Source organism: Pseudomonas sp. JC1203, from assembly GCF_056175065.1.
This window is the reverse complement of record NZ_JBWCAM010000031.1, coordinates 22142-46750: the sequence shown is the minus strand read 5'-3', so window position 1 is coordinate 46750 and position 24609 is coordinate 22142. Positions and strand designations below refer to the sequence as shown.

At 64.4% G+C, this 24609-nt stretch carries 24 protein-coding genes and 1 rRNA gene; 17 read left to right on the top strand and 8 right to left on the bottom strand.

The genetic code is table 11. The features are described 5' to 3' along the window. Positions 1-198 precede the first annotated feature (198 nt). Positions 199-314 (top strand): 5S ribosomal RNA (gene rrf / locus AC0SZ7_RS30650). Between the two features lie 263 nt (positions 315-577). On the opposite strand, the gene AC0SZ7_RS30645 is transcribed toward rrf, so the two are convergent. The 3 genes from AC0SZ7_RS30645 to AC0SZ7_RS30635 form a co-directional block, all read right to left on the bottom strand. Further along, complete coding sequence (locus AC0SZ7_RS30645; RefSeq protein ID WP_475507844.1) at positions 578-2200, bottom strand: methyl-accepting chemotaxis protein; 1623 nt, start codon at positions 2198-2200, stop codon at positions 578-580. Between the two features lie 239 nt (positions 2201-2439). Continuing rightward, positions 2440-2796, bottom strand: coding sequence for a 6-carboxytetrahydropterin synthase QueD (gene queD / locus AC0SZ7_RS30640; protein WP_416423656.1), 357 nt, complete (start codon positions 2794-2796; stop codon positions 2440-2442). A gap of 60 nt (positions 2797-2856) precedes the next feature. After that, the gene (locus AC0SZ7_RS30635; RefSeq protein WP_475507843.1) at positions 2857-3936 is read right to left on the bottom strand and encodes a patatin-like phospholipase domain-containing protein; all 1080 of its coding nucleotides are present in this window, start codon (positions 3934-3936) and stop codon (positions 2857-2859) included. Positions 3937-4171: 235 nt separating this feature from the next. On the opposite strand from AC0SZ7_RS30635, the gene AC0SZ7_RS30630 reads away from it, so the two are divergent. The 7 genes from AC0SZ7_RS30630 to mrdA all read left to right on the top strand — a co-directional run bounded on the left by AC0SZ7_RS30630 (position 4172) and on the right by mrdA (position 11002). Beyond that, complete coding sequence (locus AC0SZ7_RS30630; protein WP_475507842.1) at positions 4172-4480, top strand: PepSY domain-containing protein; 309 nt, start codon at positions 4172-4174, stop codon at positions 4478-4480. After that, complete coding sequence (locus AC0SZ7_RS30625) at positions 4480-4788, top strand: PepSY domain-containing protein (RefSeq protein WP_475507841.1); 309 nt, start codon at positions 4480-4482, stop codon at positions 4786-4788. The genes AC0SZ7_RS30630 and AC0SZ7_RS30625 overlap by 1 nt, the downstream gene beginning before the upstream one ends. Beyond that, on the top strand, positions 4788-5456 hold the full coding sequence (locus tag AC0SZ7_RS30620) for a response regulator transcription factor (protein WP_475507840.1): 669 nt from the start codon (positions 4788-4790) through the stop codon (positions 5454-5456). Before AC0SZ7_RS30625 ends, AC0SZ7_RS30620 begins: the two co-directional genes overlap by 1 nt. Continuing rightward, positions 5453-6772, top strand: a complete 1320-nt coding sequence (locus AC0SZ7_RS30615) for an ATP-binding protein (protein ID WP_475507839.1) — start codon at positions 5453-5455, stop codon at positions 6770-6772. The genes AC0SZ7_RS30620 and AC0SZ7_RS30615 overlap by 4 nt, the downstream gene beginning before the upstream one ends. A gap of 72 nt (positions 6773-6844) precedes the next feature. Further along, on the top strand, positions 6845-7933 hold the full coding sequence (locus AC0SZ7_RS30610; protein ID WP_475507838.1) for an AI-2E family transporter: 1089 nt from the start codon (positions 6845-6847) through the stop codon (positions 7931-7933). 28 nt (positions 7934-7961) lie between these two features. Further along, positions 7962-8663, top strand: a complete 702-nt coding sequence (locus AC0SZ7_RS30605; RefSeq protein WP_475507837.1) for a GntR family transcriptional regulator — start codon at positions 7962-7964, stop codon at positions 8661-8663. A 410-nt stretch (positions 8664-9073) separates the two neighbouring features. Beyond that, complete coding sequence (mrdA, locus tag AC0SZ7_RS30600) at positions 9074-11002, top strand: penicillin-binding protein 2 (protein ID WP_475507836.1); 1929 nt, start codon at positions 9074-9076, stop codon at positions 11000-11002. 128 nt (positions 11003-11130) lie between these two features. Here mrdA and AC0SZ7_RS30595 read toward each other — a convergent pair whose 3' ends face one another. Beyond that, entirely contained in the window at positions 11131-12279 is a 1149-nt protein-coding gene (locus AC0SZ7_RS30595) for an aldose epimerase family protein (protein ID WP_475507835.1), read from the bottom strand. Between the two features lie 200 nt (positions 12280-12479). Here AC0SZ7_RS30595 and AC0SZ7_RS30590 point away from each other — a divergent pair, with 200 nt between their 5' ends. The 8 genes from AC0SZ7_RS30590 (at position 12480) to AC0SZ7_RS30555 (ending at position 20650) form a co-directional block, all read left to right on the top strand. Beyond that, positions 12480-13358 (top strand): SMP-30/gluconolactonase/LRE family protein, encoded by an 879-nt coding sequence (locus AC0SZ7_RS30590; protein ID WP_475507834.1) that lies wholly within the window; start codon positions 12480-12482, stop codon positions 13356-13358. A 118-nt stretch (positions 13359-13476) separates the two neighbouring features. Further along, a complete protein-coding gene (locus AC0SZ7_RS30585) occupies positions 13477-14481 on the top strand; it encodes a substrate-binding domain-containing protein (protein WP_475507833.1) in 1005 nt (334 codons plus the stop codon). Positions 14482-14595: 114 nt separating this feature from the next. Then, positions 14596-16125 carry an L-arabinose ABC transporter ATP-binding protein AraG gene (gene araG, locus AC0SZ7_RS30580; RefSeq protein ID WP_475507832.1) on the top strand — a complete coding sequence of 510 codons (1530 nt, stop codon included), beginning with the start codon at positions 14596-14598 and terminating at the stop codon, positions 16123-16125. 21 nt (positions 16126-16146) lie between these two features. Further along, on the top strand, positions 16147-17112 hold the full coding sequence (gene araH / locus AC0SZ7_RS30575) for an L-arabinose ABC transporter permease AraH (protein ID WP_475507831.1): 966 nt from the start codon (positions 16147-16149) through the stop codon (positions 17110-17112). Positions 17113-17174: 62 nt separating this feature from the next. Beyond that, entirely contained in the window at positions 17175-17783 is a 609-nt protein-coding gene (locus tag AC0SZ7_RS30570; RefSeq protein WP_475507830.1) for a paraquat-inducible protein A, read from the top strand. Next, entirely contained in the window at positions 17780-18394 is a 615-nt protein-coding gene (locus AC0SZ7_RS30565; RefSeq protein WP_416423671.1) for a paraquat-inducible protein A, read from the top strand. Before AC0SZ7_RS30570 ends, AC0SZ7_RS30565 begins: the two co-directional genes overlap by 4 nt. Continuing rightward, positions 18387-20054, top strand: a complete 1668-nt coding sequence (locus tag AC0SZ7_RS30560; RefSeq protein WP_475507829.1) for a PqiB family protein — start codon at positions 18387-18389, stop codon at positions 20052-20054. Before AC0SZ7_RS30565 ends, AC0SZ7_RS30560 begins: the two co-directional genes overlap by 8 nt. 5 nt (positions 20055-20059) lie before the next feature. Beyond that, complete coding sequence (locus AC0SZ7_RS30555) at positions 20060-20650, top strand: PqiC family protein (RefSeq protein WP_475507828.1); 591 nt, start codon at positions 20060-20062, stop codon at positions 20648-20650. 95 nt (positions 20651-20745) lie between these two features. Here the strand turns inward: AC0SZ7_RS30555 and AC0SZ7_RS30550 are convergent, their stop codons facing one another. Next, the gene (locus AC0SZ7_RS30550) at positions 20746-21132 is read right to left on the bottom strand and encodes a winged helix-turn-helix transcriptional regulator (RefSeq protein WP_475507827.1); all 387 of its coding nucleotides are present in this window, start codon (positions 21130-21132) and stop codon (positions 20746-20748) included. Positions 21133-21221: 89 nt separating this feature from the next. Between AC0SZ7_RS30550 and AC0SZ7_RS30545 the strand changes: the two genes are divergently transcribed. Further along, positions 21222-22067 (top strand): SDR family oxidoreductase, encoded by an 846-nt coding sequence (locus AC0SZ7_RS30545; protein WP_475507826.1) that lies wholly within the window; start codon positions 21222-21224, stop codon positions 22065-22067. 4 nt (positions 22068-22071) lie between these two features. Here AC0SZ7_RS30545 and AC0SZ7_RS30540 read toward each other — a convergent pair whose 3' ends face one another. The 3 genes from AC0SZ7_RS30540 to AC0SZ7_RS30530 form a co-directional block, all read right to left on the bottom strand. Further along, on the bottom strand, positions 22072-23001 hold the full coding sequence (locus AC0SZ7_RS30540; protein WP_475507825.1) for an AEC family transporter: 930 nt from the start codon (positions 22999-23001) through the stop codon (positions 22072-22074). 313 nt (positions 23002-23314) lie between these two features. Further along, positions 23315-23626, bottom strand: coding sequence for an RcnB family protein (locus AC0SZ7_RS30535; RefSeq protein ID WP_475507824.1), 312 nt, complete (start codon positions 23624-23626; stop codon positions 23315-23317). Between the two features lie 118 nt (positions 23627-23744). After that, complete coding sequence (locus AC0SZ7_RS30530) at positions 23745-24569, bottom strand: HDOD domain-containing protein (RefSeq protein ID WP_475507823.1); 825 nt, start codon at positions 24567-24569, stop codon at positions 23745-23747. Positions 24570-24609 lie beyond the last annotated feature (40 nt).

Below are 24609 nucleotides of genomic sequence, written 5' to 3'. Positions count from 1 at the left end.
AGCGCTGTGAGGCGTTGAGCTAACCAATACTAATTGCCCGTGAGGCTTGACCATATAACACCCAAGCAATTTGCGTCGAACAGACCAGATTGCGGTGTTGTGAAGATGATACGAACCGAAAGTTTGCAGATTCACAAATACCATCACATACCCGATTCGCTGGAATGCTTCCCAAAGGGCATCCTGGCTACAGAATTTCTTGACGACCATAGAGCATTGGAACCACCTGATCCCATCCCGAACTCAGTAGTGAAACGATGCATCGCCGATGGTAGTGTGGGGTTTCCCCATGTGAGAGTAGGTCATCGTCAAGATTAAATTCCGAAACCCCCATCTGCGAAAGCAGGTGGGGGTTTTGTCTTTCCGGCGTGCGCAAAGAGTCCTGGACGCTACGCAAAACCCCGTAGCAGCGGCCACAGGCCGCGTCCGAAGCCCCCGCACACGAACCGGGCACCCTGCAAGCCAGGGACGCAGCCTGCGGCAGCTGCTACGGGATGGCGGCAGCGCATGAGGATCGGGTACGCCGCAAAGGCACAAAAAAGCCACCCCGCAGGGTGGCTCAATTGACTCCTTTGGCTTACGCCTTGAACCGTGCCACCAGCCCCATCAACTCCTCCGCCAGCGTAGTCATCTGCCGGCTTGCCGCGCTGGTACGCGTAGCACCTTCGGAAGACTGCAACGACAGGTTGCGGATGTTGATCAGGTTGCTGTCCACCTCCCGGGCCACATGGGACTGTTCCTGCGCCGCGCTGGCGATCACCAGGTTGCGCTCGTTGATCTCGCTGATGGCGCTGTAGATCTGCTCCAGCACGTCCCCGCATGCCTGGGTCAGGGTGAGGTTGACCTGGGCTTTCTCGGTGCTCGAACGCATGGAATTCACCGCTGCCTCGGTGCCGGTCTGCAGGCGCACTATCATCTGTTCGATTTCACGGGTCGACTCCTGGGTGCGGTGGGCGAGGGTGCGTACCTCATCCGCTACTACCGCGAAACCGCGGCCTGCTTCACCGGCACGGGCAGCCTCGATGGCGGCGTTCAACGCCAGCAGGTTGGTCTGTTCCGACACTGCACGAATCACGTCCAGCACCTTGCCGATTTCCCGGGTCTCGCCCGCCAGTTGCTGGATCAGCTCTGCGCTGCCCTGGATGTCGGCCGCCATGGCGTGCGTGCCGTCGATGGTGTCCTGCACCTGCTGACGGCTCTGGTGCGACAGGGCATTGGAAGCTTCTGCCGCCTGGGAGGTAGACACTGCATTGCGCGCCACTTCTTCGACTGCCGTGGTCATTTCAGTGACGGCGGTAGCGGCTTGCTCCAGTTCCTGGTCCTGCTGCTGCACGCCGCGGTTCGATTCCTCGGTCACTGTGGTCAGCTGTTGCGCGGCACCGGCCAGCTGCTGCGCCGAGGCGCTGATGTGGGCAATGGTCTGCCGTTGGCTGTCCTGCATGCGGCTGAGCTCGGCGAACAGTTCGCCAATTTCATTGCGGCTGTGCACCACGATGGGTTCGCGCAGGTCGCCGCCGGCGATGCGCTTGAAGTGTTGCCCCGCCAGGCCCAATGGGCGCAGCACGCGGGCGACGATGAAGGTCCAGCAGCAAGCAGCCAGCAGCAACGTGATCACCAGCAGCAACACCGCCACAGTCTTGGCCTGCCGCAGGCGGGAATCGGTCAGCACCATCAGCGCCTCGCTACGGTCGTTCAGTGCCTTCATCAGCGCATTGCGCTGTTCCTGCAGCGCGCCCATGGCCGATGCGGCTTGCTGGTTCACGGTGAAGTAGGCGCCCAGGTCACCGGCGCGAGCGGCGGCGCGCTGGCCATCAATGGTCTTGCCGTAGGCCACGAATGACTGCTCCAGTTGCAGGCCCAGTGCGGCGTTCTGTGGCTGCAACGTCTGCCCGAAGTGGTCCACTAGCTGCGTCGACTGCTGCCAGATTTCTTCCGAGCGGGCCAGGCGTGCGGTAGAGGCCTCATGTTGGCCGCCGAGGTTTTCCAGGAACGCCGAGGACACGTTGGCGCTGGTACGAATAGCCAGCAGCAGGGCGTTGTTCAACCGGTCGGCCTGCAGCGCGGTGCGGTGCAATTCCTGCACCTGGGCGTCGCTTTGCTCGGCGTTGCGCCAGGCGCTTACAGTGGAAAACAGCAGCGCTGTGACGAACAGGGCCAGGATGGCGCACATGCTTGTGCGGATACTGAGGTGACGGAACATGCGATCAACTCCAGGGATCGAGAGCGGGCGCGGACTCTTCACTCATCCCGGCAGGGGAGACAAGCGCATCTGGATTGTTTTTGTCAGATTGATCCGCTGCTCTCTATATCGCTAGCATTTGGCCACTCTTTAACCCCGCACGCTGCTTTGTGGGCGATAACCGGCCAAAACTGCGACAGTTTGCCGCGCTGCAGGCATAAAAAAACCACCCGCAGGTGGTTTTTCAAAAGCGGCGCCGATCAGTCGCCGTAGTACTCGCAGCCACTGGTGCAGGTCTCGTGGATGCGCACTTTCGACAGCTCCGGCAGCAACGGTTTCACCTGTTGCCAGATCCACTTGGCCAACACTTCGCTGGTCGGGTTTTCCAGGCCAGGAATGTCGTTCAGGTAGTTGTGGTCCAACTGCTCGTACAGCGGCTTGAAGATCGCCTTGATTTCCGAGAAGTCGCGAATCCAGCCGGTGTGCGGGTCTACCGGGCCGGTCAGGTGCAGCGCAACCTTGAACGAGTGGCCATGCAGGCGGCCGCATTTATGCCCTTCAGGGACATGTGGCAGGCGGTGAGCCGATTCGAAGGTAAACTCTTTAAAGATTTCCACGTGTCTAAAACCCGAAAAGCCAATGCAATCGCCTAGTCTACCAGTAACCTGACCCGGGCGTCAGAGGGCCTGCAGCACATCCCCCAAACGACCGGTCTCCACCAGCTCCAGAAACTCGTCCCCCAAGCGCTGGCTTTCAGCCATGGCGGTGCGCCAATAGGCCTGGCGTGCCTTGTCCTGACCCATGAAACGCTTGAAATCACTGCGGTCAGGCAGCTTGCCGTACGGCAGGCTGGCCAGGTAGTGCGGCGACGGTGCCAGCAACACCACGTTACGCAATCGTTGCGCATCGCCACGCCGCCACGGCAACGCCTTGTCGAACCAGCCGGGGATGACCTTGTCGGTGAAGTGCGGGTACAGCACCAGGTCGTCGCCGCTGTAGGGCAGGTCCAGGTGGTAGTCCAGCAAGCCACCGTCGCGGAAGGTGCCGGCACCGGCGCCGGGAATATCGCGCACGCCTTCCATCACCATGGGAATGGAACCCGAGGCCAGCAACGCCTGGCGCAGGTTGCCGGTGTTCAGCGGCAGGCAGCGCGAGGGGAAGTCGGTGAGCGGCTGCAGCGGCGGCGCCAGGCGCTGGTCATGCAGGATCACCCGTTCGAAATGCCGGGCCAGGCGTGCACGGCCCATCAGGTTGTCGGCGATCACCGAGCCCAGGCCCACCCCCAGGTGGCCACGGTGGTCGTGGGCCAGGCGGCCGTGGCTGCGTACCACCATCACATTGAGGCGGTAATGGGCATTGTCGAGGATGCGTGCGTCCTGGCCCGCCAGCAATTCATCGAGCATGCGGTGGCAACTCTGGCTGACCTCGGCCATGGTCACGCCCTTGGCGAAGCACTGCTCGTTGTACAGGCGCCCCAGCAGTTGCAGGCCTTGCACCGGGTCGGGCAGGCAGGCGCTGGCGAAGCGCCAGGAACCGATGGACGCGCCGATCAGCGAACGCTCACGCACCGCCCGTGGCAGCCACTCACCAAACAGCGCCAGGTCCAGCCCCTGGATACCCAGTGCCTTCGGCCCGCCAGCGGCGCCCGGCAGGATGCCGACGTCCGCCGGCTGCAGCCCGCGCTGGCGAATGCGCGCCAGGGCCTGGCTACCGGCCTTGATGCACAGGGAAGGGGATTTGATGTGGATGGCGCTCATGGGTACCTCGTGGCAGACGCGGAAATTTACCCCGCGTGACGGGTGCATGCAAACCGTAGCAACCACTGTAGGCCGGGCCGGTGCCCCGAGATACGTCCTACATACCTCGTCACCTTTGACCTACCGACACGCTGACCTTCAATCGCTACCATGATGGCCTTTCAATTTCAGTTTCAATTAAGTTGTTCCGGTTAGCCTTGGTTCCGTACACACTTGATTGATAATGGAGCATCACATGAACACCTTCACTGCCTTTACCGCCGCCATCACCCTGGGCCTCGTCGCCACCGCCGTCCAGGCCCGCGATCTGGGGCCCGACGAGGCGCTGCGCCTGCGTGACGCCGGCACCATCCAGTCGTTCGAGAAACTCAACGCGGCGGCCATCGCCAAGCATCCGGGGGCCACGGTGAAGGAAACCGAGCTGGAAGAGTCCTATGGCAAATACCTGTACCAGGTTGAGCTGCGCGACGCCAAGGGCACCGAATGGGACGTCGAACTGGACGCCGTCACCGGCGAAATTCTCAAGGACCACCAGGACACCTGATGAACGCAATCACCCGGCCGGGCCTGCTGTTGGCCCTGGCCGCCTGCTGTACCTTCGCCAGCGCCCACGACCTCAGCCAGGATGAAGCCTTGCGGCTGCGCCAGGCCGGCGTCATCCTGCCGCTGGAGCAACTGCTGCAAAAGGCCTTGGCGCGCTACCCCGGCGCCAAGCTGCTGGAGGCAGAGCTTGAGGAGGACGACGGCGTGTACACCTATGAAGTCGAACTGCTGACCCGCGACGGCGTGGTGCGCGAGGTTGAACTGGAGGCGGCCACCGGCCACCTGCGCAAGGACAAGGAAGACGACTGATGCGCCTGCTGCTGGTTGAAGACAACGTGCCGTTGGCCGATGAGCTGACGGCGGGGCTCAAGGCCCAGGGCTATGCCGTCGACTGGCTGGCCGACGGCCGCGATGCGGCGTACCAGGGGGCGGTAGAGCCGTATGACCTGGTCATTCTCGACCTTGGCCTGCCCGGGTTGCCGGGCCTGGAGGTGCTGGCCCAATGGCGCGCCGCGCAACTCGCCACCCCGGTGCTTATTCTCACCGCTCGTGGCTCGTGGGCCGAGCGCATCGAAGGCCTGAAGGCCGGCGCCGACGACTACCTGACCAAACCGTTCCACCCCGAGGAATTGCACCTGCGTGTACAGGCGCTGCTGCGCCGCGCTCGCGGGCTGAGCAACCAGCCCACCTTGCAGGCCGCCGGCCTGCAACTGGACGAAGGCCGCCAGTGCGTGAACCAGGCGGGGGCGGAGGTGCAATTGACGGCAGCGGAATTCCGCCTGTTGCGCTACTTCATGCTGCACCCCGGGCAGATTCTGTCCAAGGGCCACCTGGCCGAGCACCTGTACGACGGCGAGACCGAGCGCGACTCCAACGTGCTGGAAGTGCACGTCAACCACCTGCGCCGCAAGCTGGGCCGCGCGGTGATCGAGACACGTCGTGGCCAGGGCTATCTGTTCGGGGTGGGCGCCGGGTGAAGTCGATCCAGGGGCGCCTCAGCGTCGGGCTGATCAGCGTGTTGGTGGTGGTCGGCGTGGCGGTGGCGCAGCTGAGCCTGTGGCTGTTCGAGGTCGGCTTGCAGCGCTACCTCGAAGCCGGCCTGCGCAATGAAAGCGAAAGCCTGCTGGTGGCGCTGGTGCGCGGCCCCAGCGGCCTGCAGCTGGATGACCGGCGTATTTCCCCTGCCTACGAGCGGCCGTTTTCCGGCCACTACTTTCGTATCGATTTTCCCGACAGCCACTGGCGCTCGCGCTCATTGTGGGACCAGGAGTTCCCGCAGCCCGACGCCCCGGGCCTGCACGCCGACCTGACCCTGGGCCCGGAAGGGCAGTTGCTGCTGGTGCTGCGCTCGGACTACAAGCGCTTGGGGCAGTCACTGTCCATCAGTGTGGCCCAGGACTACACGCCGGTGCGCGCCAGCTTCCAGCGCATGCAGCAGATTGGCCTGGGCATGGGCCTGGGTGCGCTGTTGTTGATTCTGGTGCTGCAACGGGTGACGGTAAAACGGGCGCTGCGGCCGCTGGAGCGTGCCCGCGAGCAGATCGCCCAGTTGCAGCAGGGCCAGCGCTCGCAATTGGATACCCAGGTGCCGTTGGAACTGGAACCGCTGGTAGCGCAGATCAACCACCTGCTGGCCCACACCGAAGACAGCCTGCTGCGCTCGCGCCACGCGCTGGGCAACCTGGGGCACGCGCTGAAGACGCCCATGGCGGTGCTGTTCAGCCTGGTGGCGGGCGAGCGCCTGGCCGCCCACCCCGAGCTCGCCAAGGCGCTGCGCGAGCAGCTTGAGCAGATCGAGCAACGCCTGGGCCGCGAGCTGAACCGCGCGCGCCTGGCCGGCGATACCTTGCCCGGCGAGCTGTTCGACTGCGCCACCGAGCTGCCCGGCCTGGTGGCCACCTTGCGCATGATCCACGGCGAGGAACTGCTCATCACCTGCAGCCAGCCCCCAGGCCTGAAGTTGCCCTGGGACCGCGAGGACCTGCTGGAAGTGCTGGGCAACCTGCTGGACAACGCCTGCAAATGGGCTGACAGCGAGGTGCGCCTGACCCTCACCAGCAACCCCCACGGCTACGTGCTGGAGGTGGACGACGATGGCCCGGGCATTCCCCCCGGCCAGCGCGATGCCGTGCTGAACCGGGGTTCACGCCTGGACGAGCAGGTCAGCGGCCACGGCCTGGGCCTGGGCATCGTGCGCGACATCGTCGATGCCTGGGGCGGCACCCTGGGGTTGCTGGCCAGCCCCCAGGGCGGCCTGCGCGTGCGTATCGGCCTGCCGCGCCGCAGCGCCTGAATTCTCGCCCGCTTCCGTTGCCTAACGCCTGTGCGGCCGTTGCCGCACCGCGCGAACTGACATGGACCGGACATGAACGAAACCCTGCTGCAACACAAGGCACTGATGGTGCTGCTGACCTTGGTCACCCTGGCGTTCATCTGGATCATGCTGCCCTTCTACGGGGCGATATTCTGGGCCGTCATCCTCGGCATCGTCTTCGCGCCGCTGCAGCGGCGCCTGAAGCTGAAATTCAACCGCAGTCCCAACCTGGGCGCCCTGGCGACCTTGTTCATCTGCCTGGTGATCGCCATCTTGCCGGTGATCATCGTCAGCGCACTGCTGGTGCAGGAAGGCACTGCGCTGTACAAGAACATCGAAAGCGGCGAGCTGGACATTGCCGGCTACATCAGCCAGTTCAAGCACGCCTTGCCGGCCTCGTTGCAGCACCTGGCCGACCGCATGGGCATGGGTAACCTGGAAGGCCTGCGCGACAAGATCAGCAAATGGGCGATGCAGGGCAGCCAGTACCTGGCTTCCCAGGCATTCAGCTTTGGCCAGGGCACCTTCGATTTCATCATCAGCTTCGGCATCATGCTGTACCTGCTGTTCTTCTTCCTGCGCGACGGCCCTGACCTGGTGCGCCGGGTGCGCAGCGCCGTGCCCCTGGCCGAACACCAGAAGCGCCGCCTGCAACTGAAGTTCAACCGCGTGGTACGCGCCACGGTCAAGGGCAACCTGCTGATGGCGGTGGTGCAGGGCGCGCTGGGTGGTTTGATTTTCTGGTTCCTCGACATTCCCAGCGCGTTGCTCTGGGCCGTGGTCATGGCGTTCATGTCGCTGCTGCCCGCGGTAGGTGCCGGCGTGGTGTGGGGGCCGGTGGCAGTATTCTTCCTGCTCAACGGTTCGGTCTGGCAAGGCGCGTTGCTGACTGGCTACGGCCTGCTGGTGATCGGCATGGTCGACAATGTGTTGCGGCCCATCGTGGTGGGCAAGGACACGCGCATGCCCGACTACCTGATTCTGGTGTCAACCCTGGGCGGCCTGGCGGTGTTCGGCTTGAACGGGTTCGTGATCGGCCCGCTGATCGCAGCGCTGTTCATGTCCAGCTGGTCTATTTTTGCCGCCACCAAAAAACAGGTACGTTTGCCGCAAGATCCAGGAAGATCTGGTTTATCATGAGCAGGATCCAATTTTTGGCAGGTTGTTCATGAGTAAACCCGGACAGAGGGTGTTGGTCGCACTGCGCAAGATGATCGCCGCGGGCGAGATCGCGGCGGGGGAGCGGGTATTCGAGGTTACGGTGGCCGAGGCGCTGGGCGTCTCGCGTACGCCCGTGCGCATTGCCTTCCGCACCCTGGAGCAGGAAGGCCTGCTGGTGCAGCACGGCGGCCGTGGCTACCAGGTGCGCAAGGTCAGCGAAGAGGACATCGCCGGCGCCATCGAGGTGCGCGGGGTGCTGGAAGGGCTTGCGGCGCGGCAGTTTGCCGAGCGCGGGGTCAGCGCCGAGGAGTTGGAGGCGCTGGGCCAGTGCCTGGCCGAGGGTGATGAAATATTCGCCAAGGGCTACGTGACCGAGGACGACCTGCAGCTCTACCACGACCTCAACATGCGCTTTCACCAGATCATCCTGCAGGGCAGCGGCAACCCGGCCATTGCCGGCGCGCTGTTGCGCAATGACCACATGCCGTTTGCGTCGGTGACAGCGCTGGCGGTGGATTGCGACGACCTCAAGGCCGAGTTCCGACGCTTCGACTACGCCCACATGCAGCACCACTCCATCGTCGATGCGTTGGCCAGCGGGCAGGGTGGCCGCGCCGAAGCGCTGATGCGCGAGCACGCCAACGCCACCTTGCGTTACGCAAGGGTGTTCCAGGCGGCCAGCGAGCGCGTCAAGGTGCTGCGCGGCTGAAATCCCCCCGCGCCACTGACTTTTTGTGGAAGCGGGCTCTGCCCGCGAAAAGAGCACCGCGGTTTGTCAGAATTACCGCGGCGTGCCCTTCGCGGGCAGAGCCCGCTCCCACGTCCACCGTTGGTGCGACAGGTAAGCTTTGTTCACTTTCCTGCCCGCACCACACCCGGCATAATCGCGCCCCGCGCAACGGCGCTACGTCGGGCCGCGGGACATCAGCCTTGAGGCAGACCGGCTGCTTTCGTTACCATCGCGCACGCCGTGCTCATTACCTACGGTATTTGTTTCTTATTCCTACGCGCCCGGAGGGCGTTTCACCCCCTGAAACCGGCGTTTGCCTTAGTGGGCAGGCGTGTCGAGGTGTTCGGGGACTGCTGCTTTTTTAATTTTTTTGTCGTCAGAGCGGTTTAATGCCACAACCCATTCCCCTGAAAGACCACGAAAAAGAGAAGCGCCTGGTCAATCGGCGCCTCATCGCCTGTGCGGTCTTTGTGTTGGCCCTGGCCCTGGCCCTGGTCGGCCGCCTGTATTTCCTGCAGGTCATCGAGTTCGCCTACCACTCCACCATTTCCGAGAACAACCGCGTCCACGTATTGCCTATCCCGCCGGAACGCGGGGTTATCTACGACCGCAACGGCGTGGTGCTGGCCACCAACCGGCCCAGCTTCAACATGACCCTGACCCGCGAGCGGGCAGGGGACTACCGGCATGTGCTGGACGAGGTGGTGCAGATCCTCGGGCTTACCGACGATGACCGCAAACAGTTCGACAAGGAACTCAAGCGCGTTCGCCACCCCTTCGAACCCGTGACGCTGATGTATGAGCTGACCGAGGACCAGATCGCCAAGATCGCGGTGAACCAGTACCTGCTGCCGGGCATCGACGTGGAAGCGCAGTTCGTGCGCGAATACCCGCTGGGCACGCACTTTGCCCACTCGGTGGGTTACGTGGGCCGTATCAACGAAAAAGAGGCGAAAACCCTCGACCAGACCGAGTACCGCGGCACCCAATCGGTGGGCAAGACCGGTATCGAGCGCTTCTACGAGGCCGAGCTGCACGGCCATGTGGGCTACGAAGAAGTAGAAACCAACGCCCAGGGCCGGGTGATGCGGGTGCTCCGGCACACCGACCCGGTGGCTGGCAAGAACATCGTGCTGAGCCTGGACGCGCACCTGCAGCAGGCCGCCGAGGACGCCCTGGGCGATCGCCGTGGCTCGGTGGTGTGCATCGACCCCGACACCGGCGAGGTGCTGGCCATGGTCAGCAAGCCGGCGTTCGACCCCAACCTGTTCGTCACCGGCATCAGCTTCAAGCAGTACGCTGCCCTGCGTGACTCCATCGACCGGCCGCTGTTCAACCGCGCCCTGCGTGGCCTGTATGCCCCAGGTTCGACCATCAAGCCGGAAGTGGCCATCGCCGGCCTCGACAGCGGCGCCACCACCGCGCAGTCGCGGGTGTTCGACCCCGGCTACTACGAGCTGCCCAACTACGACCACAAATACCGCAACTGGAACCACAGCGGTGACGGCTGGGTGGACATGGACGCGGCCATCATGCGCTCCAACGACACCTACTTCTACGACCTGGCGCACAAGCTGGGCGTGGACCGCCTGCACGACTACATGACCCGCTTCGGCCTGGGCCAGAAAGTGTCCATGGACATGTACGAAGAAGCGCCGGGCCTGATGCCGTCGCCGGCGTGGAAACGCGCCACTCGCCGCCAGGCGTGGTTCCCGGGTGAAACGCTGATTCTGGGGATTGGCCAGGGCTACATGCAGGTCACCCCGCTGCAATTGGCCCAGGCCACCAGCCTGATCGCTGCCAAGGGCGTGTGGCGCCGGCCGCACCTGGCCGAGACCGTCGGCGGCGTGGCGCCGGTGGACGAGAACCCGATGCCCAACATCGTGCTGCGCAACCCGCAGTATTGGGAGCAGGTGAACCATGGCATGCAGATGGTGATGCATGACCCGCGTGGTATTGCCCGTGCGGCCGCCCAGGGCGCCCAATACCGCATCGCCGGCAAGAGCGGTACCGCGCAGGTGGTGGCGATCAAGCAGGGCGAGCGCTACAACCGCCTGAAAACGCTGGAACGCAACCGCGACAACGCCTTGTTCGTCGGCTTTGCGCCGGCGGAACATCCGAAGATCGTGGTGTCGGTGATGATCGAGAACGGCGAGGCCGGTGGCCGGGTTGCCGGCCCCGTGGTGCGGCAGATCATGGACGCCTGGCTGCTGGACCAGAACGGCCACCTGAAGCCCGAATACGCCAACCCCACGCCGCCGGCCAAGGCTGACCCGGTCGCGGCCGCGCCGCTGCACCCCAAGCATTCCCCGGCATAACCCCGTAGCTGAACGTGTTTTGGTGGGCGCGGGCTTGCCAGCGAGCTTTTCGGGCCCCACCAGCTCGCTGGCACGCCAGCTCCCACAGGATGTAGCAGCGGCCTTTGGCCGCTGCTACAGGGGTAGTCTTACTTCACGCTGAACTTGAACACTGTCGTCTGGGTATATGCCTTGCCCGGGTCCAGCCGCGTGCTCGGGAACGCCGGCTGGTTCGGCGAATCCGGGTAGTGCTGGGTCTCCAGCGTGAACGCACCCCAGTGCGGGTACACCGTGCCACCCTTGCCATGAATGCTGCCATCCAGGAAGTTGGCGGTGTACAGCTGCACCCCCGGCTCTGTGGTGTACAGCTGCAGCACGCGGCCCGACGCCGGGTCGTGCACCTCGGTGGCCAGGCGTTTGACGTCGCCGTGGGTGTCCAGCACCCAGTTGAAGTCAAAGCCACCCTGCTTGGGCTCGGCGAACTTCAGCTGTTGGTGGTCATCCTTGATGTGCGCACCAAACGCCGTTGGGCGCAGGAAGTCCATGGGCGTGTTGGCCACCGGTGCCAGCTCGCCGGTGGGAATCAGTTTGGCAGTCACCGGTGTGTAATGGGACGCGTACACCGTGGCCACCTGCTTGAGGATGTCGCCGTTGCCGGCGCCCGCCAGGTTGAAGTAGCTGTGGTTGGTGAGGTTGAGCACCGTTGGCTTGTCGGTGGTGGCGCGGTACTCGATGCGCAGCTCGTTGCGCTCGTTGAGGCTGTAGGTTACCTGGGTGGTCAGGGTGCCGGGGAAGCCCATCTCGCCGTCGGCCGACACATAGCTCAAGGTCACCCCGACGCCGTCCTTGGCCTTGCTCGGCTCTGCCTTCCATACATGCTTGTCGAAGCCCTGGGTGCCACCGTGCAGGGAATTGGGCCCATCGTTGGTGGGAATCTGGTACTGCTGGCCGTCGAGGCTGAACTTGCCGTCTGCCAGGCGGTTGCCGTAGCGGCCGATAGTGGCGCCGAAATACACCGTGGGGTTGGCCTGGTAGCCCTTGACGTCATCGAAGCCGAGCACCACATCGGCAGCCTTGCCGTGTTTGTCGGGCACCAGCAGCGACTGCAGGATGCCGCCGTAGGTAATCACGGTGGCTTGCACGCCGTGGCTGTTCTTCAAGGTGTATTTTTCGATGGCAGTGCCATCGGGCAGGGTACCGAAGCTGCCGCGTTCGGCAGTAAGCCCTGCGGCGTGGGCAGTGATGCTGGCCATCATGATCGAGAGTCCCAGGCTGGCGAGGGTTAGACGTGGTTGCATGGTAAGCCTTCCTTTTTGTTGTTGTGGCGGATGCTTTCGGAAATTTCCTGTCTATTGGTAAGACTATTTACCTTCATTTTTGCTGTGGCAAGCTTATATAGTCGAAAAAACAGCACTTGAAAAATAAATGGTAATACTATTTAGTGGTGCCGTGGCCCGATGAGGCCCGCGCGACAACAATAAGAACAGAAGGGCGTGACATGAATTGGCAGGCACTTTCACCTATGCGTTACCGGCTCGCCGAAGGCGCGTGCTGGGACGTCGCCACCCAGGCCTTGTACTGGGTGGACATAGCCGGTTTCAAGGCATGCCGCCTGCAGGGCGGCGAGCAGCGGCATTGGCAATTGCGCGAGCCGGTCTCGGCGTTCATTCCTGCCCAGACCGGCGACGCCCTGGTGACCCTGGCCAGCGGCGTGCATCGCCTGCACCTGGATTCCCCCGAGCATGCCCCGGCGCTGAGCCTGTGGTGCCAGCCGGACCCCGTGCCCGGCAACCGCGCCAACGAGGCCCGCTGCGACCCCCAGGGCAACCTGTGGCTGGGCAGCATGCAAAACAACCTCGACGCCGAAGGCGCTGACCTGCCGCTGGAGCGGCGCAGCGGCGGGCTGTTCCGCATCGACCACCAGGCCCGCGTCGAGCCGTTGCTGGCCGGGCAGGGCATCGTCAACACCCTGCTGTGGAGCGACGACGGCGCTTGGCTGTACAGCGCCGACACCCTCGACGGCGTGATCTACCGCTACCCGTTGAACGCCCATGGCCTGCCCGGCACGCGCCAGGTGTGGGCGGCCGAGCACCCGCGCGGCGCCCCGGATGGCTCGGCCATGGACGCTGAAGGTTACGTCTGGAACGCGCGCTGGGGCGGGCATTGCCTGCTGCGGTTCGCCCCCGACGGCAGTTTGGACCGAATCGTCGAATTGCCGGTGGAACACCCCACCAGTTGCGTGTTCGGCGGCCCGGACCTGACACGGCTGTATGTCACCAGCTCACGCCAGGGCGGCAGCCAGAACCCCCTGGACGGCGCCGTGCTGTGGGCCGACGTCGGCGTGCGCGGCCAGCCGTGCCAGCGCTTCGGCGGGTGACACTACGTTACATAGAACTACCCGATTACATGCTAAGACTGTAAATCGCGCCTTTGCGGGTGCGCCACTCAAACCGCTGGACGCTGTAGCTATATCAAATAAGAACAAGGAGTTAGCTATGTTGAGTCGTCATGGGATTCGTTCCCTGTGCTGTGCCGCTGTGTCTACCGCCATCCTCGGCATGGGCTCCACCGCCTTTGCCGCCGACCCGGTCAAGATCGGTTTCCTGGTCAAGCAGGCTGAAGAGCCCTGGTTCCAGACCGAATGGGCGTTCGCCGAGAAAGCCGCCAAGGACAAGGGTTTCGAACTGATCAAGATCGCCGTGCCCGACGGCGAGAAAACCCTCTCGGCCATCGACAGCCTGGCCGCCAACGGCGCCAAGGGCTTCGTCATCTGCCCGCCGGACGTGTCCCTGGGCCCGGCCATCGTCGCCAAGGCCAAGGCCAACGACCTCAAGGTGATGGCCGTGGACGACCGCTTCGTCGATGCCAGCGGCAAGTTCATGGAAGACGTGCCGTACCTGGGCATGGCCGCCTTCGAGGTTGGCCAGAAGCAGGGCGCCGCCATGGCCGACGAGGCCAAGAAGCGCAGCTGGGACTGGAAGGAAACCTACGCCGTCATCAACACCTACAACGAGCTGGACACCGGCAAGAAGCGCACCGACGGCTCCATCGACGCGCTGAAAAAAGCCGGCCTGCCAGCCGACCACATCCTCACCGCCCCGCAGAAAACCCTGGACGTGCCCGGTGGCATGGACGCGGTCAACTCGGCGTTGCCCAAGCTGCCGGCGAACGCCAAGAACCTGATCATCGGCGGCATGAACGACAACACCGTGCTGGGTGGGGTGCGGGCCACGGCCTCCAACGGTTTCGAGCCTGACCACGTGATCGGCATCGGCATCAATGGCACCGACGCCATCGACGAGCTGAAGAAAGACAAGAGCGGCTTCTTCGGCTCGATGCTGCCCAGCCCGGACAAGGAAGGCTACAACACCGCGTCGCAGATGTTCGAGTGGGTCACCACCGGCAAGGAACCCCCCAAGTACACCGCGATGGACGACGTGACCCTGATCACCCGCGCCAATTTCCAGGACGTACTGACCAAGATCGGGCTCTGGAAGTAACGCCGATCTCGTAGCAGCGGCCGCAGGCCGCGTCACGGCGCACCGCGCTTACCGCTGACGCAGCCTGCGGCAGCTGCTACGGGGTTTTGCCATCGCTAGGTGAAGAGACTTCTCATGCATGCATCCACGGCAACACAACAACACACCGCCACCGGCAGCCTGCGCTTCGACGGCATCGGCAAGAACTTCCCCGGCGTGCGTGCGCTGTCCGATATCAGCTTCACCGCCCACCCCGGCCAGGTGCTGGCGCTGATGGGCGAGAACGGCGCGGGCAAGTCCACGCTGTTGAAAATCCTCGGCGGTGCCTACCAGCCCAGCGCCGGCCAGGTGCTGATCGGCGAGCAGCCCATGGCCTTCAAGTCGGCCGCCGACAGCATCGGCAGCGGCGTGGCGGTGATTCACCAGGAACTGCACCTGGTGCCGGAAATGAGCGTCGCCGAAAACCTTTTGCTCGGCCACATGCCCGCGCGCTTTGGCCTGGTGAACCGCGGCGCCATGCTGCGCCGCGCCCGTGAACTGCTCAAGGGCCTGGCCGACGAGATCGACCCCAATACTCGGCTGGGCGAGTTGTCGCTGGGCCAACGGCAGTTGGTGGAAATTGCCAAGGCGATGTCGCGCAACGCCCACGTCATTGCCTTCGATGAGCCCACCAGCAGCCTCTCGGCCCGCGAGATTGACCGGTTGATGACCATCATCGCCCGCCTGCGCGACGAGGGCCGGGTGATTCTGTACGTGTCGCACCGCATGGAAGAAATCTTCCGCATCTGCGACGCCGTCACCGTGTTCAAGGACGGCCGGTTCATCCGCACCTTCGACGACATGGCGCAGCTGACCCACGATCAACTGGTGACCTGCATGGTCGGCCGCGACATCCAGGACATCTACGACTACCGCCCCCGCGAACAGGGCGGCGTGGCCCTGCAGGTAAAACAGCTGCTGGGCCCGGGGCTGCAGGAACCGCTGAGTTTCAGCCTGCACAAGGGCGAGGTGCTGGGCTTTTTCGGCCTGGTGGGTGCCGGGCGCACCGAACTGCTGCGCCTGCTGTCGGGCCTGGCGCGTCACAGCGCCGGCGACATCGAGCTGGAGGGCCGGCCGCTGCACTTGAAAAATCCGCGCCAGGCCATCGACGCCGGCATCCTGCTGTGCCCCGAAGACCGCAAGAAAGAGGGCATCGTGCCGCTGTCCAGCGTCGCCGAGAACATCAACATCGGCGCCCGCAGCCGCCACGCCCACCTGGGCTGCCTGCTGCAGGGCCGTTGGGAACGCGACAACGCGCGCCAGCAGATCAGCGCCATGAACGTCAAAACCCCCAGCCCCGGCCAGCAGATCATGTTCCTGTCCGGTGGCAACCAGCAGAAGGCCATTCTCGGCCGCTGGCTGTCGATGCCCATGAAGGTGCTGCTGCTGGACGAGCCCACCCGCGGCATCGACATCGGCGCCAAGTCGGAGATCTACCAGATCATCCACAACCTGGCGGCGCAGGGCATTGCGGTGATCGTGGTGTCCAGCGACCTGATGGAAGTAATGGGCATCAGCGACCGCATCCTGGTGATGAGCGAAGGCGCCCTGACTGGCGAAGTGAACCGTGAACAGGCCGACGAATCTCGTCTGCTGCAACTGGCACTGCCACGCAGCCGTGGCTGAACAATAATAAACGAGGTGCTTATGACCACTCCCACCACCCTGCACGCGCCGCGGCAAGGACTGAACATGCGCCGGTTTCTCGATGAGTGGGCCATGCTGCTGGCGGCCCTGGGCATCTTCCTGTTGTGCACGCTTGCGATCGACAACTTCATGTCGCCCATGAACATGCGCGGCCTGGGCCTGGCGATCTCCACCACCGGCATTGCCGCCTGCACCATGCTGTACTGCCTGGCGTCCGGGCATTTCGACCTGTCGGTCGGTTCGGTCATCGCCTGCGCCGGGGTGATCGCCGCCGTGGTGATGCGTGATACCAACAGCGTGTTCCTTGGCGTGTCCGCCGCCCTGGGCATGGGCCTGATTGTCGGCCTGATCAACGGCATCGTGATTGCCAAACTGCGCATCAACGCGCTGATCGCGACGTTGGCAACCATGCAGATTGTGCGCGGCCTGGCCTACATTTTCTCCAACGGCAAGGCCGTGGGCGTGATGAACGAAGGCTTCTACGTGTTTGGCAACGGCCAGGTGTTCGGCGTGCCGGTGCCCATCCTGATCACCATCGTCTGCTTCGTGTTCTTCGGCTGGCTGCTCAACTACACCACCTACGGCCGCAACACCATGGCCATCGGCGGCAATCAGGAAGCCGCGCGCCTGGCCGGCGTGCACGTGGACCGCACCAAGATCATCATCTTCGCCGTGCACGGCCTGGTGGGCGCCCTGGCCGGCGTGGTGCTAGCCTCGCGCATGACCTCCGGCCAGCCGATGGTGGGGCAGGGCTTCGAACTGACGGTGATCTCTGCCTGCGTGCTGGGCGGGGTGTCGCTGAGCGGCGGCATCGGCATGATTCGCCACGTGATTGCCGGGGTGCTGATACTGGCGATCATCGAGAACGCCATGAACCTGAAGAACATCGACACCTTCTACCAGTACGTGATTCGCGGCACCATCCTGCTGATCGCGGTGATTATCGACCGCCTGAAACAGCGCTAACCTTCAGACGCGGCGCTGCCATTCAAAGGAAAATGCCGCCCCCACCCGTGCCAACGAGCCTCATGAACAACCCCGACTGGATCATCTGCGAGCATTGCGACTCCGTCTACCAGCCCACCCCCCTGGCGCGCGGGGAAAAGTCCTGCTGCACCCGTTGCGGCGCGGTGCTGGCGCGGGGCGGGCAGATGACCACCCAGCAACTGCTGGCGCTGTCGATCTGCGCCGCCATCGTCTTCTGCTTCGCCAATGCGTTCCCGGTCATCTCCATCAGCCTGCAGGGCCTGAGCAACGAAGCCACCCTGTGGCAGTCGGTGGAAGCCCTGGCCCAGGGCCGTATCAGCGTCATTGCCGCAGTGGCCGGGCTGACCATCATCCTGGCGCCCATGCTGCAGATCATCCTGCTGTGCTGGGTGCTCAGCTTCGCCTGCGCAGGCGTCGCCGCGCCCGGCTTCAAGGCCTGCATGCGCGCGCTGGAACACCTGCGCCCCTGGAGCATGCTCGAGGTATGCCTGCTGGGTATCCTGGTGGCCATCGTCAAGCTGGGCGGCATGCTCGACGTGCACCCCGGCCTGGGCCTGTGGGCACTGGCCATGCTCACCGTGCTGATCATCCTGATTTCCGGCAAGAGCATCCGCCGCCTGTGGCATGACCTGGAAGGGGTCATTCCATGAGCCAGCCGCCCTATGCCCACGAACTCAAGCTGGTGCTGTGCCACACCTGTGGCCTGGCCTGCGCCGAAGGCAGCCACTACTGCCCGCGCTGCGACTCGGTGGTGCACCGGCGCAAGCCCGAGAGCCTGGCGCGTACCTGGGCGTTCCTGATCGCCAGCCTGGTGTTCTACATACCGGCTAACCTGCTACCGGTGATGTACACCGACATGTTCGGCAGCGGCAGCGAAAACACCATCATGAGCGGCGTCATGGAGTTCTGGGCCGGCGGTTCCTGGGACATCGCCCTGCTGATTTTCATCGCCAGCATCGCCGTGCCCTGCATGAAGTTCGTGGTGCTGGGCACTTTGCTCATCACCTGCCAGCGCCGCAGCCAGTGGGCCATGCGCGAGCGTTCGAAGCTGTACCGGCTGATCGAGATCATCGGCTACTGGTCAATGCTCGACGTGCTGGTGGTGGCGCTGGTGGCGGCGCTGGTGCAATTTCACTCCCTGAGCAGCATCGAGCCGCGCCTGGGTATCCTGTTCTTTGGTTTGGTAGTGGTGCTGACGATGTTGGCGGCCATGAGTTTTGATCCCCGGCTTATCTGGGATGCAGAGGTTGAAGATGTCTGATCACCCAAGTTCCACCCTCACGCCTTCGAGCCCCGAGATCCGGCGCCGACGTTTCAACGTCTCGCTGGTCTGGCTGGTGCCGATCGTGGCCGCCTTGATCGGCCTGTCGATGGTGGTGCACAAGGCCATGTCGGCCGGCCCGCAGATCGAGATCAGCTTCCTCACCGCCGAAGGCCTGGAAGCCAACAAGACCCAGGTCAAGTACAAGAACGTGGTAATCGGCAAGGTCACCGCCATTACCCTCAGCCAGGACCGCAGCCACATCGACGCCACCGTCGAGCTGGACCAGTCGGCCAAGGCCTTCACCGCCCGTGACGCACGTTTCTGGGTGGTGCGCCCGCGCATCGGCGCCGGTGGCGTTTCAGGCGTCGACACACTGCTATCGGGCGCCTTCATCGGCGCCGACCCAGGCAATTCCGATGACACCGAGAAAAACTTCGTCGGCCTGGAAAACCCGCCGGCCATCACCTACGGCCAGAAAGGCAAGCGCTTCACCCTGCACACTGCCGACCTGGGCTCGCTGGACATCGGTTCGGCGGTCTACTACCGCCGCATCCAGGTGGGGCAGGTGGTGTCCTACCACCTGGCCGACGACGGCAAGGGCGTGGACGTCGACGTCTTCGTCAACGCCCCCAACGACCAATACGTGCGCAAGGACAGCCGCTTCTGGAACGCCAGCGGCGTCGACGTCAGCCTGGGCGCCAACGGCCTGAAGGTGAACACCCAGTCGGTGGCCTCAATCCTCTCGGGTGGCATCGCCTTCATCGAACCCAACTACAGCGCCGACAAGGCCCAGGCTGACGAAGGCGCGCAGTTCACCCTGTTCGATGACCAGGAGTCTGCCCTGGCGCCGCCCGATGGCGAGGCACGCTACGTGCAAATGCGCTTCGACCAGTCCCTGCGTGGCCTGGCGGTGGGCGCACCGGTGGAATTCCTTGGCGTGAACGTGGGCAAGGTGGTGTCGGTGGACCTCGACTACGACGCCAAGACTGAAACGTTCCCCACCGTGATCGGCGCGGTGATGTACCCCAACCGCCTGGGCAAGGCCCACGAGAAACTGCTGGCGCAGATGGGCGGTGAGGATGACGCCAAGGGCGCGCTGCTGATGAGCCAGTTCGTCAAGCGCGGCCTGCGCGCCCAGGCCCGCAGTGCCAACCTGCTGACCGGCCAGCTGTACGTGTCGCTGAACTTCGTGCCCAACGCCCGCCCGGTCGACTTCGACATGCGCGCGCGGCCAATGGTCATTCCTACCGTGCCGGGCAGCCTGGACAAGCTGCAGGAGCAACTGCAGGCCTTCGTCGACAAGCTGAGCAAGGTGCCTATCGACCAGATCGCCGACAACCTCAACGGCAGCCTCGGCCAGCTGAACAAGACCCTGGAGAACGTCAACGGCCAGGTACTGCCGGAAATGCGCGACACCCTGGTGCAGACCCGCAAGACCCTGGCGACCGCCAACGACAGCTTCGCCGAAGACTCGCCGCAGCGTCAGCAACTGGGCCAGGCGCTGGACGAGGTGCAGCGCACCGCGCGTTCGGTGCGCGTGCTCACCGACTTCCTCGGCCGTCACCCGGAAGCGCTGATCCGTGGCCGCATCAAGGATGGCAAGCCGGACGCTTACCAGCCCACTTCGTCGACCTCACGTGAAACTGAACAGGAATGACCGCCATGACCCTACGTTCCCTGGCCCTGCTGGCCACCCTGGGCCTGGCGGCCTGCACCTCGGCGCCAACCCACTACTACACCCTGGTGGCCACTGCGCCTGCCAGCCCCGCCAGCGTCCCGGCGCCGGCGTTCCAGTTCGAGATGCTCAGCGTGCGCATGCCGGTGCAGGTCGACCAGCCGCAGATGGTGGTGCGCCAGAGCACCGGCGCCCTGGCCATCCTTGAAACCGAACGCTGGGGCGCGCCCCTGGCCGACGAATTCCACGACGCGCTGGCCGGGCAGCTGGAGCAGAAGCTGGGTACTCGCGACCTGGCGGGCCTGCCCAAGGCCGCCGACAAGCCGGTGGTGTCGTTGCAGACCGACGTGCGCCGCTTCGACTCGCTGCCGGGCCAATACGCCCTGATCGACGTGGTGTGGAGCCTCAGCCAGCGCAGCGAAGGCCAGAAGCGCCGCACCCTGACCTGCGCCAGTGTGATTCGCGAGGCCAGTGGCGTGGGCATGGATGACCTGGTGCTGGCGCATCAGAAAGCCATCGGCCAACTGGCCGGCCAGATCGCCAAGGCAGCCAACAGCTGGGCTTGCCCGGGCATGTAATCTGTGGGAGCTGGCTTGCCAGCGAGATGTTGAGGCCTAAAGCTCGCTGGCAAGCCAGCTCCCACAATGCAAACCTGCTACCGCAGGTTGCAGGATCATGATTCCAATGTTTCGCTGGCGGCGCGGTGCGCCATGATCTGCGGCAACGTGCGCTCGATCCAGTCCGCCAGCCCGCCCACCAGTTGCGCAGCTTCCTCGCCCCACGGCGTCAGCCGGTATTCCACATGCGGCGGCACCACTGGCAGCGAGGTGCGCAGCACCAGCCCGTCCCCCTCCAGCCCTTGCAGCGTCTGCGCCAGCATCTTCTCGCTGACGCCACCGATCTTGCGGCGCAGGTCGCTGAAGCGGTGCATGCCGCCTGCCAGAATCACCAGCACCAACACCCCCCATCGACTGGTGACGTGCTTGAGCACGTCGCGCGAGGGGCAGTTGGCGTCCATCAATTCGCCCCGGCGCGCCTGGGCACTGAATGAATCGCTCATTGAATACTTACCTTTTTGTGCGTACTTACTTTTCGTTAGCTTACGCTATAGGGTGGTCGCTCTTCCATCACTTGCCAAGGTAAATGTTCATGATCGCAATCACTGGTGCCACCGGGCAGCTGGGTCGTCTGGTAATCGCTGCGCTGCTCGAGCGCGTTCCCGCAGACCAGGTCATCGCACTGGCCCGCCATCCGGAAAAGGCCGGCGACCTGGGTGTGGCCGTGCGTGAATTCAACTACGATCAGCCCGAAGCCATGGTGGTGGGCCTGCAGGGCGTCGACAAGCTGCTGCTGATCTCGTCCAATGAATTGGGCCAGCGCGCCGCCCAGCACCAGGCGGTGATCAACGCCGCCAAGCAGGCCGGCGTCAAGCTGGTGGCCTACACCAGCGTGCTGCACGCCACCGGTTCGGCCCTGGGCCTGGCTGCCGAGCACCAGCAGACCGAGCAGGCGCTGGCTGCCAGCGGCGTGCCGCATGTGCTGTTGCGCAATGGCTGGTACAACGAGAACTACAGCGCTGGCGTGCCGGCCGCCGTGGCCCATGACGCCTTGCTGGGTGCCGCAGGGGCAGGGCGCATTGCCTCCGCCGCCCGCGCCGACTACGCCGAAGCCGCTGCCGTGGTGCTGACCGGTGAAGGCCACGTCGGCAAGACCTACGAATTGGCCGGTGACACCAGCTACACCCTGGCTGAGCTTGCCGCCGAAGTGTCGCGCCAGGCCGGTAAGCCCGTGCCGTACAACAACCTGCCAGAGGCCGAGTACAAGGCGGTGCTGGTGCAAGTGGGCCTGCCCGAGCCGATCGCCGAGTTGCTGGCCAACTCCGATGCGGCGGCGGCCAAGGGGGCGCTGTTCGATGACAGCAAGGTGCTTAGCGGCCTGATCGGCCGGCCCACCACCCCGGTAGCCGAGGCGGTGGCGGTCGCCCTGAAGGGCTGAGGCGTCAGTTGTTGATGACGTAGAGGCAGATCGACAGGGTCAGCAGCGAACCGAGGGTCGAGATCAGGATGGTGCTGGACACCACCGAAGCCTCGCGCTTGTAGTACTCGGCCAGCATGAACGGTCCGGTGCCGGTGGGCAGGGCGCTGAGCAGCAGCGCCGAATGCGCCCACAACGGCGGCAGGTGGAATACCTTGTAGGCCAGGAACCAGGTCAACAGCGGGTGGGCCACCAGCTTGATCAGCACCAGCAGCGAGGTCCCCTGGCGGGGGCCTTGCTGTTTCTGCGCCAGGAACAGGCCCAGGGAAATCAGCGCACAGGGCGTTGTAGCCGCACCCAGCAGGCTCAGGAATTTGCTGGCCGGGGCCGGCAGCGGCGCGCCCGTCATGGCCCAGCAGGCGCCCAGGATCGGCGACACCACCAGCGGGTTCCGGGCCAGTGCGCCCAACACCTTGAAGACGATGCGGTGCACCTGGGCTTCGCTCTGCAGGCCGACCTCGATGCACACCAGGGCCAGGCCGAACAGCACGCATACCACCAGCAGCGAGGCGATCAGCGCCGGCTCCAGGCCGCTGCCGCCCAGCACCATCACGCACAACGGAATGCCGATGTAGCCGGTGTTGGCGTAGGACGCGCTGAGGGCGTCGATGCTGGCGTCGGCGAAGTGCCCGGCCTTCTTCCAGCGCAGCGCCAGGGTCAGCACGAACATCGCCAGGGTGCCCAGGGTGAAGGTGGCGACGAAACCGGGGTGCCAGATCTGCTCCCAGGTGGCCGTGGCGGTGGAGGTGAACAGCAGCGCCGGCAGGCACAGCCAAACCACCATGCGGTTGATCTCCGACGCGGCGGTGGGGCCCAGGCGGTTGGTGCGGCGGCACACGTAGCCGACGAGAATCAACGCGAAGATGGGCAACAGGACATTCAACACGGAAGACATGAGCAGCAGGAAACCCTGGTAGGCCGGACAGGCTGGCAAGGTTAAGGAAGTGAATCGTTAGCGTCCAATCTTTCTTCCCGCAAGGTGGCTTCAGCGTGTAGGAGAATGCTTACACGGCCTGACGGAAATCTCCTCTATGGCAAAACCGGCACTCTCCGTAAACTTGGATCCATCAACTGCTGCACAGGAGTGCAGCGGGATCAGGGAAGATCGACCATTGGCCCGGAGGGCTGCCGACAAGGAGTTGGATGGTCTTGAAGAAAACCCGCCTCGGCGGGTTTTTTGTTGCCTGCGAAAAAGCCCCTGCAGGGGCTTATTTTTTCACCGGGACAATTTTCTCGATGACGCTGTTGCTCAGTTGCACCAGCACGTATTTGTCATTCACCCGCACCCAGTGGCTCTTGTCATCGTCCGGCGCCGACAGGCCTCGCGCTTTCCAGTCCTTCACTTCTTCGGAGCCGCGGCGGAAGTGGTCGGGGATCTTGTCACCCACCTTGAACTGCCCGGTGTCGGTGCCTGGTATGTGCACGGCAGGCTCGGCAGGTTGCGCCGCCTGGGCCAAACCCGCCACGCCACTCAGACTTGCCACCACGACCGCCATCGCGGTCCATGTCGTGATTTTCATCCTGTACTCCCGGTGATTGAGGTCGTCACAACCTCTGACCCCGGGGGCGCCGAAACATTCCGTTTACCATGGACGTCGCCTGCGCCGTAGCAGCGGCCGCAGGCCGCGTCCAGGGCCCCTAGGTCAACAACTCGGCGAACGCCTTGTCGGCCTCCAGCACGGCGGGCAGTGCGGTGAACAGCGCGTCCAGGTCAATGCCCTCCAGCAGCGGGCCGTCCACCGCCTCGCGGGCGTCATCGGTGACGCCGCCGCTGGCCTGCAATGCGTCGGAGATGGCGATGGCCTGGGCCACCAGGCGCGGCAACTCTGCCGGTGGCGGCGCCTGCACGGGGCGGGCCTGGTAGGCGATGGCGTGCTGGATAGTCACCGGCAGCTGCCAGCGCCGCGCCAGTTCGGCGCCTACCTCGGGGTAGCCAAAGCCCAGGTGCAGGGTTTCACTGGCCGCGCGGCCGGCGTTGCCAGCCTTGTGCGCGTGGTTGATCTGCGCCGCCACCATGGGCGCGCCGGTCTGGATCAGCAGCTCGCCGATGTTGTGCATCACCCCGCAGGTGAAGGCGGTCTCGGCATCCAGCCCGGACTGCTTGGCCAGCAGCCGGCAAATGCCCGCCACCTGGAAGCTCTTGAGCCAGAAACCCTTGAGGTCGAAATTGGCGCTGGCCTTGAAGGCGCCGGTCACGGCCGAGGCCAGCACCAGCGTACGCAGGGTGTTGAAGCCCAGGCGCAGGGCCGCGTCCTCGATACTGGCCGACTCGCGCGCGCCGCGAAAACGCGCGGAGTTGGCCAGGCGCAGGATCTTCGCGGCAATCACCGGGTCTTTCTCGATGTTGCGGGCCACGCTTTCAAGGCTGGTGGAGGGGCTGTCGAACTGCTGGATCAGGTCCTGGGCGACCTTGGGAATGCTGGGCAGGCTGTGAAGGTCGGCGAAAAGCGTTTCGATTTCCATGGCATTACACCTGTTGTGGACGCGGTAGCTTCAACCATAG

What these genes read in the sequence shown, in the direction of transcription:
- AC0SZ7_RS30645 (WP_475507844.1), bottom strand. Translation starts at nt 2,200, where the DNA reads ATGTTCCGTCACCTCAGTATCCGCACAAGCATGTGCGCCATCCTGGCC.
- AC0SZ7_RS30635 (WP_475507843.1), bottom strand. Translation starts at nt 3,936, where the DNA reads ATGAGCGCCATCCACATCAAATCCCCTTCCCTGTGCATCAAGGCCGGT.
- AC0SZ7_RS30630 (WP_475507842.1), top strand. Translation starts at nt 4,172, where the DNA reads ATGAACACCTTCACTGCCTTTACCGCCGCCATCACCCTGGGCCTCGTC.
- AC0SZ7_RS30625 (WP_475507841.1), top strand. Translation starts at nt 4,480, where the DNA reads ATGAACGCAATCACCCGGCCGGGCCTGCTGTTGGCCCTGGCCGCCTGC.
- AC0SZ7_RS30620 (WP_475507840.1), top strand. Translation starts at nt 4,788, where the DNA reads ATGCGCCTGCTGCTGGTTGAAGACAACGTGCCGTTGGCCGATGAGCTG.
- AC0SZ7_RS30610 (WP_475507838.1), top strand. Translation starts at nt 6,845, where the DNA reads ATGAACGAAACCCTGCTGCAACACAAGGCACTGATGGTGCTGCTGACC.
- AC0SZ7_RS30605 (WP_475507837.1), top strand. Translation starts at nt 7,962, where the DNA reads ATGAGTAAACCCGGACAGAGGGTGTTGGTCGCACTGCGCAAGATGATC.
- mrdA (WP_475507836.1), top strand. Translation starts at nt 9,074, where the DNA reads ATGCCACAACCCATTCCCCTGAAAGACCACGAAAAAGAGAAGCGCCTG.
- AC0SZ7_RS30595 (WP_475507835.1), bottom strand. Translation starts at nt 12,279, where the DNA reads ATGCAACCACGTCTAACCCTCGCCAGCCTGGGACTCTCGATCATGATG.
- AC0SZ7_RS30590 (WP_475507834.1), top strand. Translation starts at nt 12,480, where the DNA reads ATGAATTGGCAGGCACTTTCACCTATGCGTTACCGGCTCGCCGAAGGC.
- AC0SZ7_RS30585 (WP_475507833.1), top strand. Translation starts at nt 13,477, where the DNA reads ATGTTGAGTCGTCATGGGATTCGTTCCCTGTGCTGTGCCGCTGTGTCT.
- araG (WP_475507832.1), top strand. Translation starts at nt 14,596, where the DNA reads ATGCATGCATCCACGGCAACACAACAACACACCGCCACCGGCAGCCTG.
- araH (WP_475507831.1), top strand. Translation starts at nt 16,147, where the DNA reads ATGACCACTCCCACCACCCTGCACGCGCCGCGGCAAGGACTGAACATG.
- AC0SZ7_RS30570 (WP_475507830.1), top strand. Translation starts at nt 17,175, where the DNA reads ATGAACAACCCCGACTGGATCATCTGCGAGCATTGCGACTCCGTCTAC.
- AC0SZ7_RS30565 (WP_416423671.1), top strand. Translation starts at nt 17,780, where the DNA reads ATGAGCCAGCCGCCCTATGCCCACGAACTCAAGCTGGTGCTGTGCCAC.
- AC0SZ7_RS30560 (WP_475507829.1), top strand. Translation starts at nt 18,387, where the DNA reads ATGTCTGATCACCCAAGTTCCACCCTCACGCCTTCGAGCCCCGAGATC.
- AC0SZ7_RS30555 (WP_475507828.1), top strand. Translation starts at nt 20,060, where the DNA reads ATGACCCTACGTTCCCTGGCCCTGCTGGCCACCCTGGGCCTGGCGGCC.
- AC0SZ7_RS30550 (WP_475507827.1), bottom strand. Translation starts at nt 21,132, where the DNA reads ATGAGCGATTCATTCAGTGCCCAGGCGCGCCGGGGCGAATTGATGGAC.
- AC0SZ7_RS30545 (WP_475507826.1), top strand. Translation starts at nt 21,222, where the DNA reads ATGATCGCAATCACTGGTGCCACCGGGCAGCTGGGTCGTCTGGTAATC.
- AC0SZ7_RS30540 (WP_475507825.1), bottom strand. Translation starts at nt 23,001, where the DNA reads ATGTCTTCCGTGTTGAATGTCCTGTTGCCCATCTTCGCGTTGATTCTC.
- AC0SZ7_RS30535 (WP_475507824.1), bottom strand. Translation starts at nt 23,626, where the DNA reads ATGAAAATCACGACATGGACCGCGATGGCGGTCGTGGTGGCAAGTCTG.
- AC0SZ7_RS30530 (WP_475507823.1), bottom strand. Translation starts at nt 24,569, where the DNA reads ATGGAAATCGAAACGCTTTTCGCCGACCTTCACAGCCTGCCCAGCATT.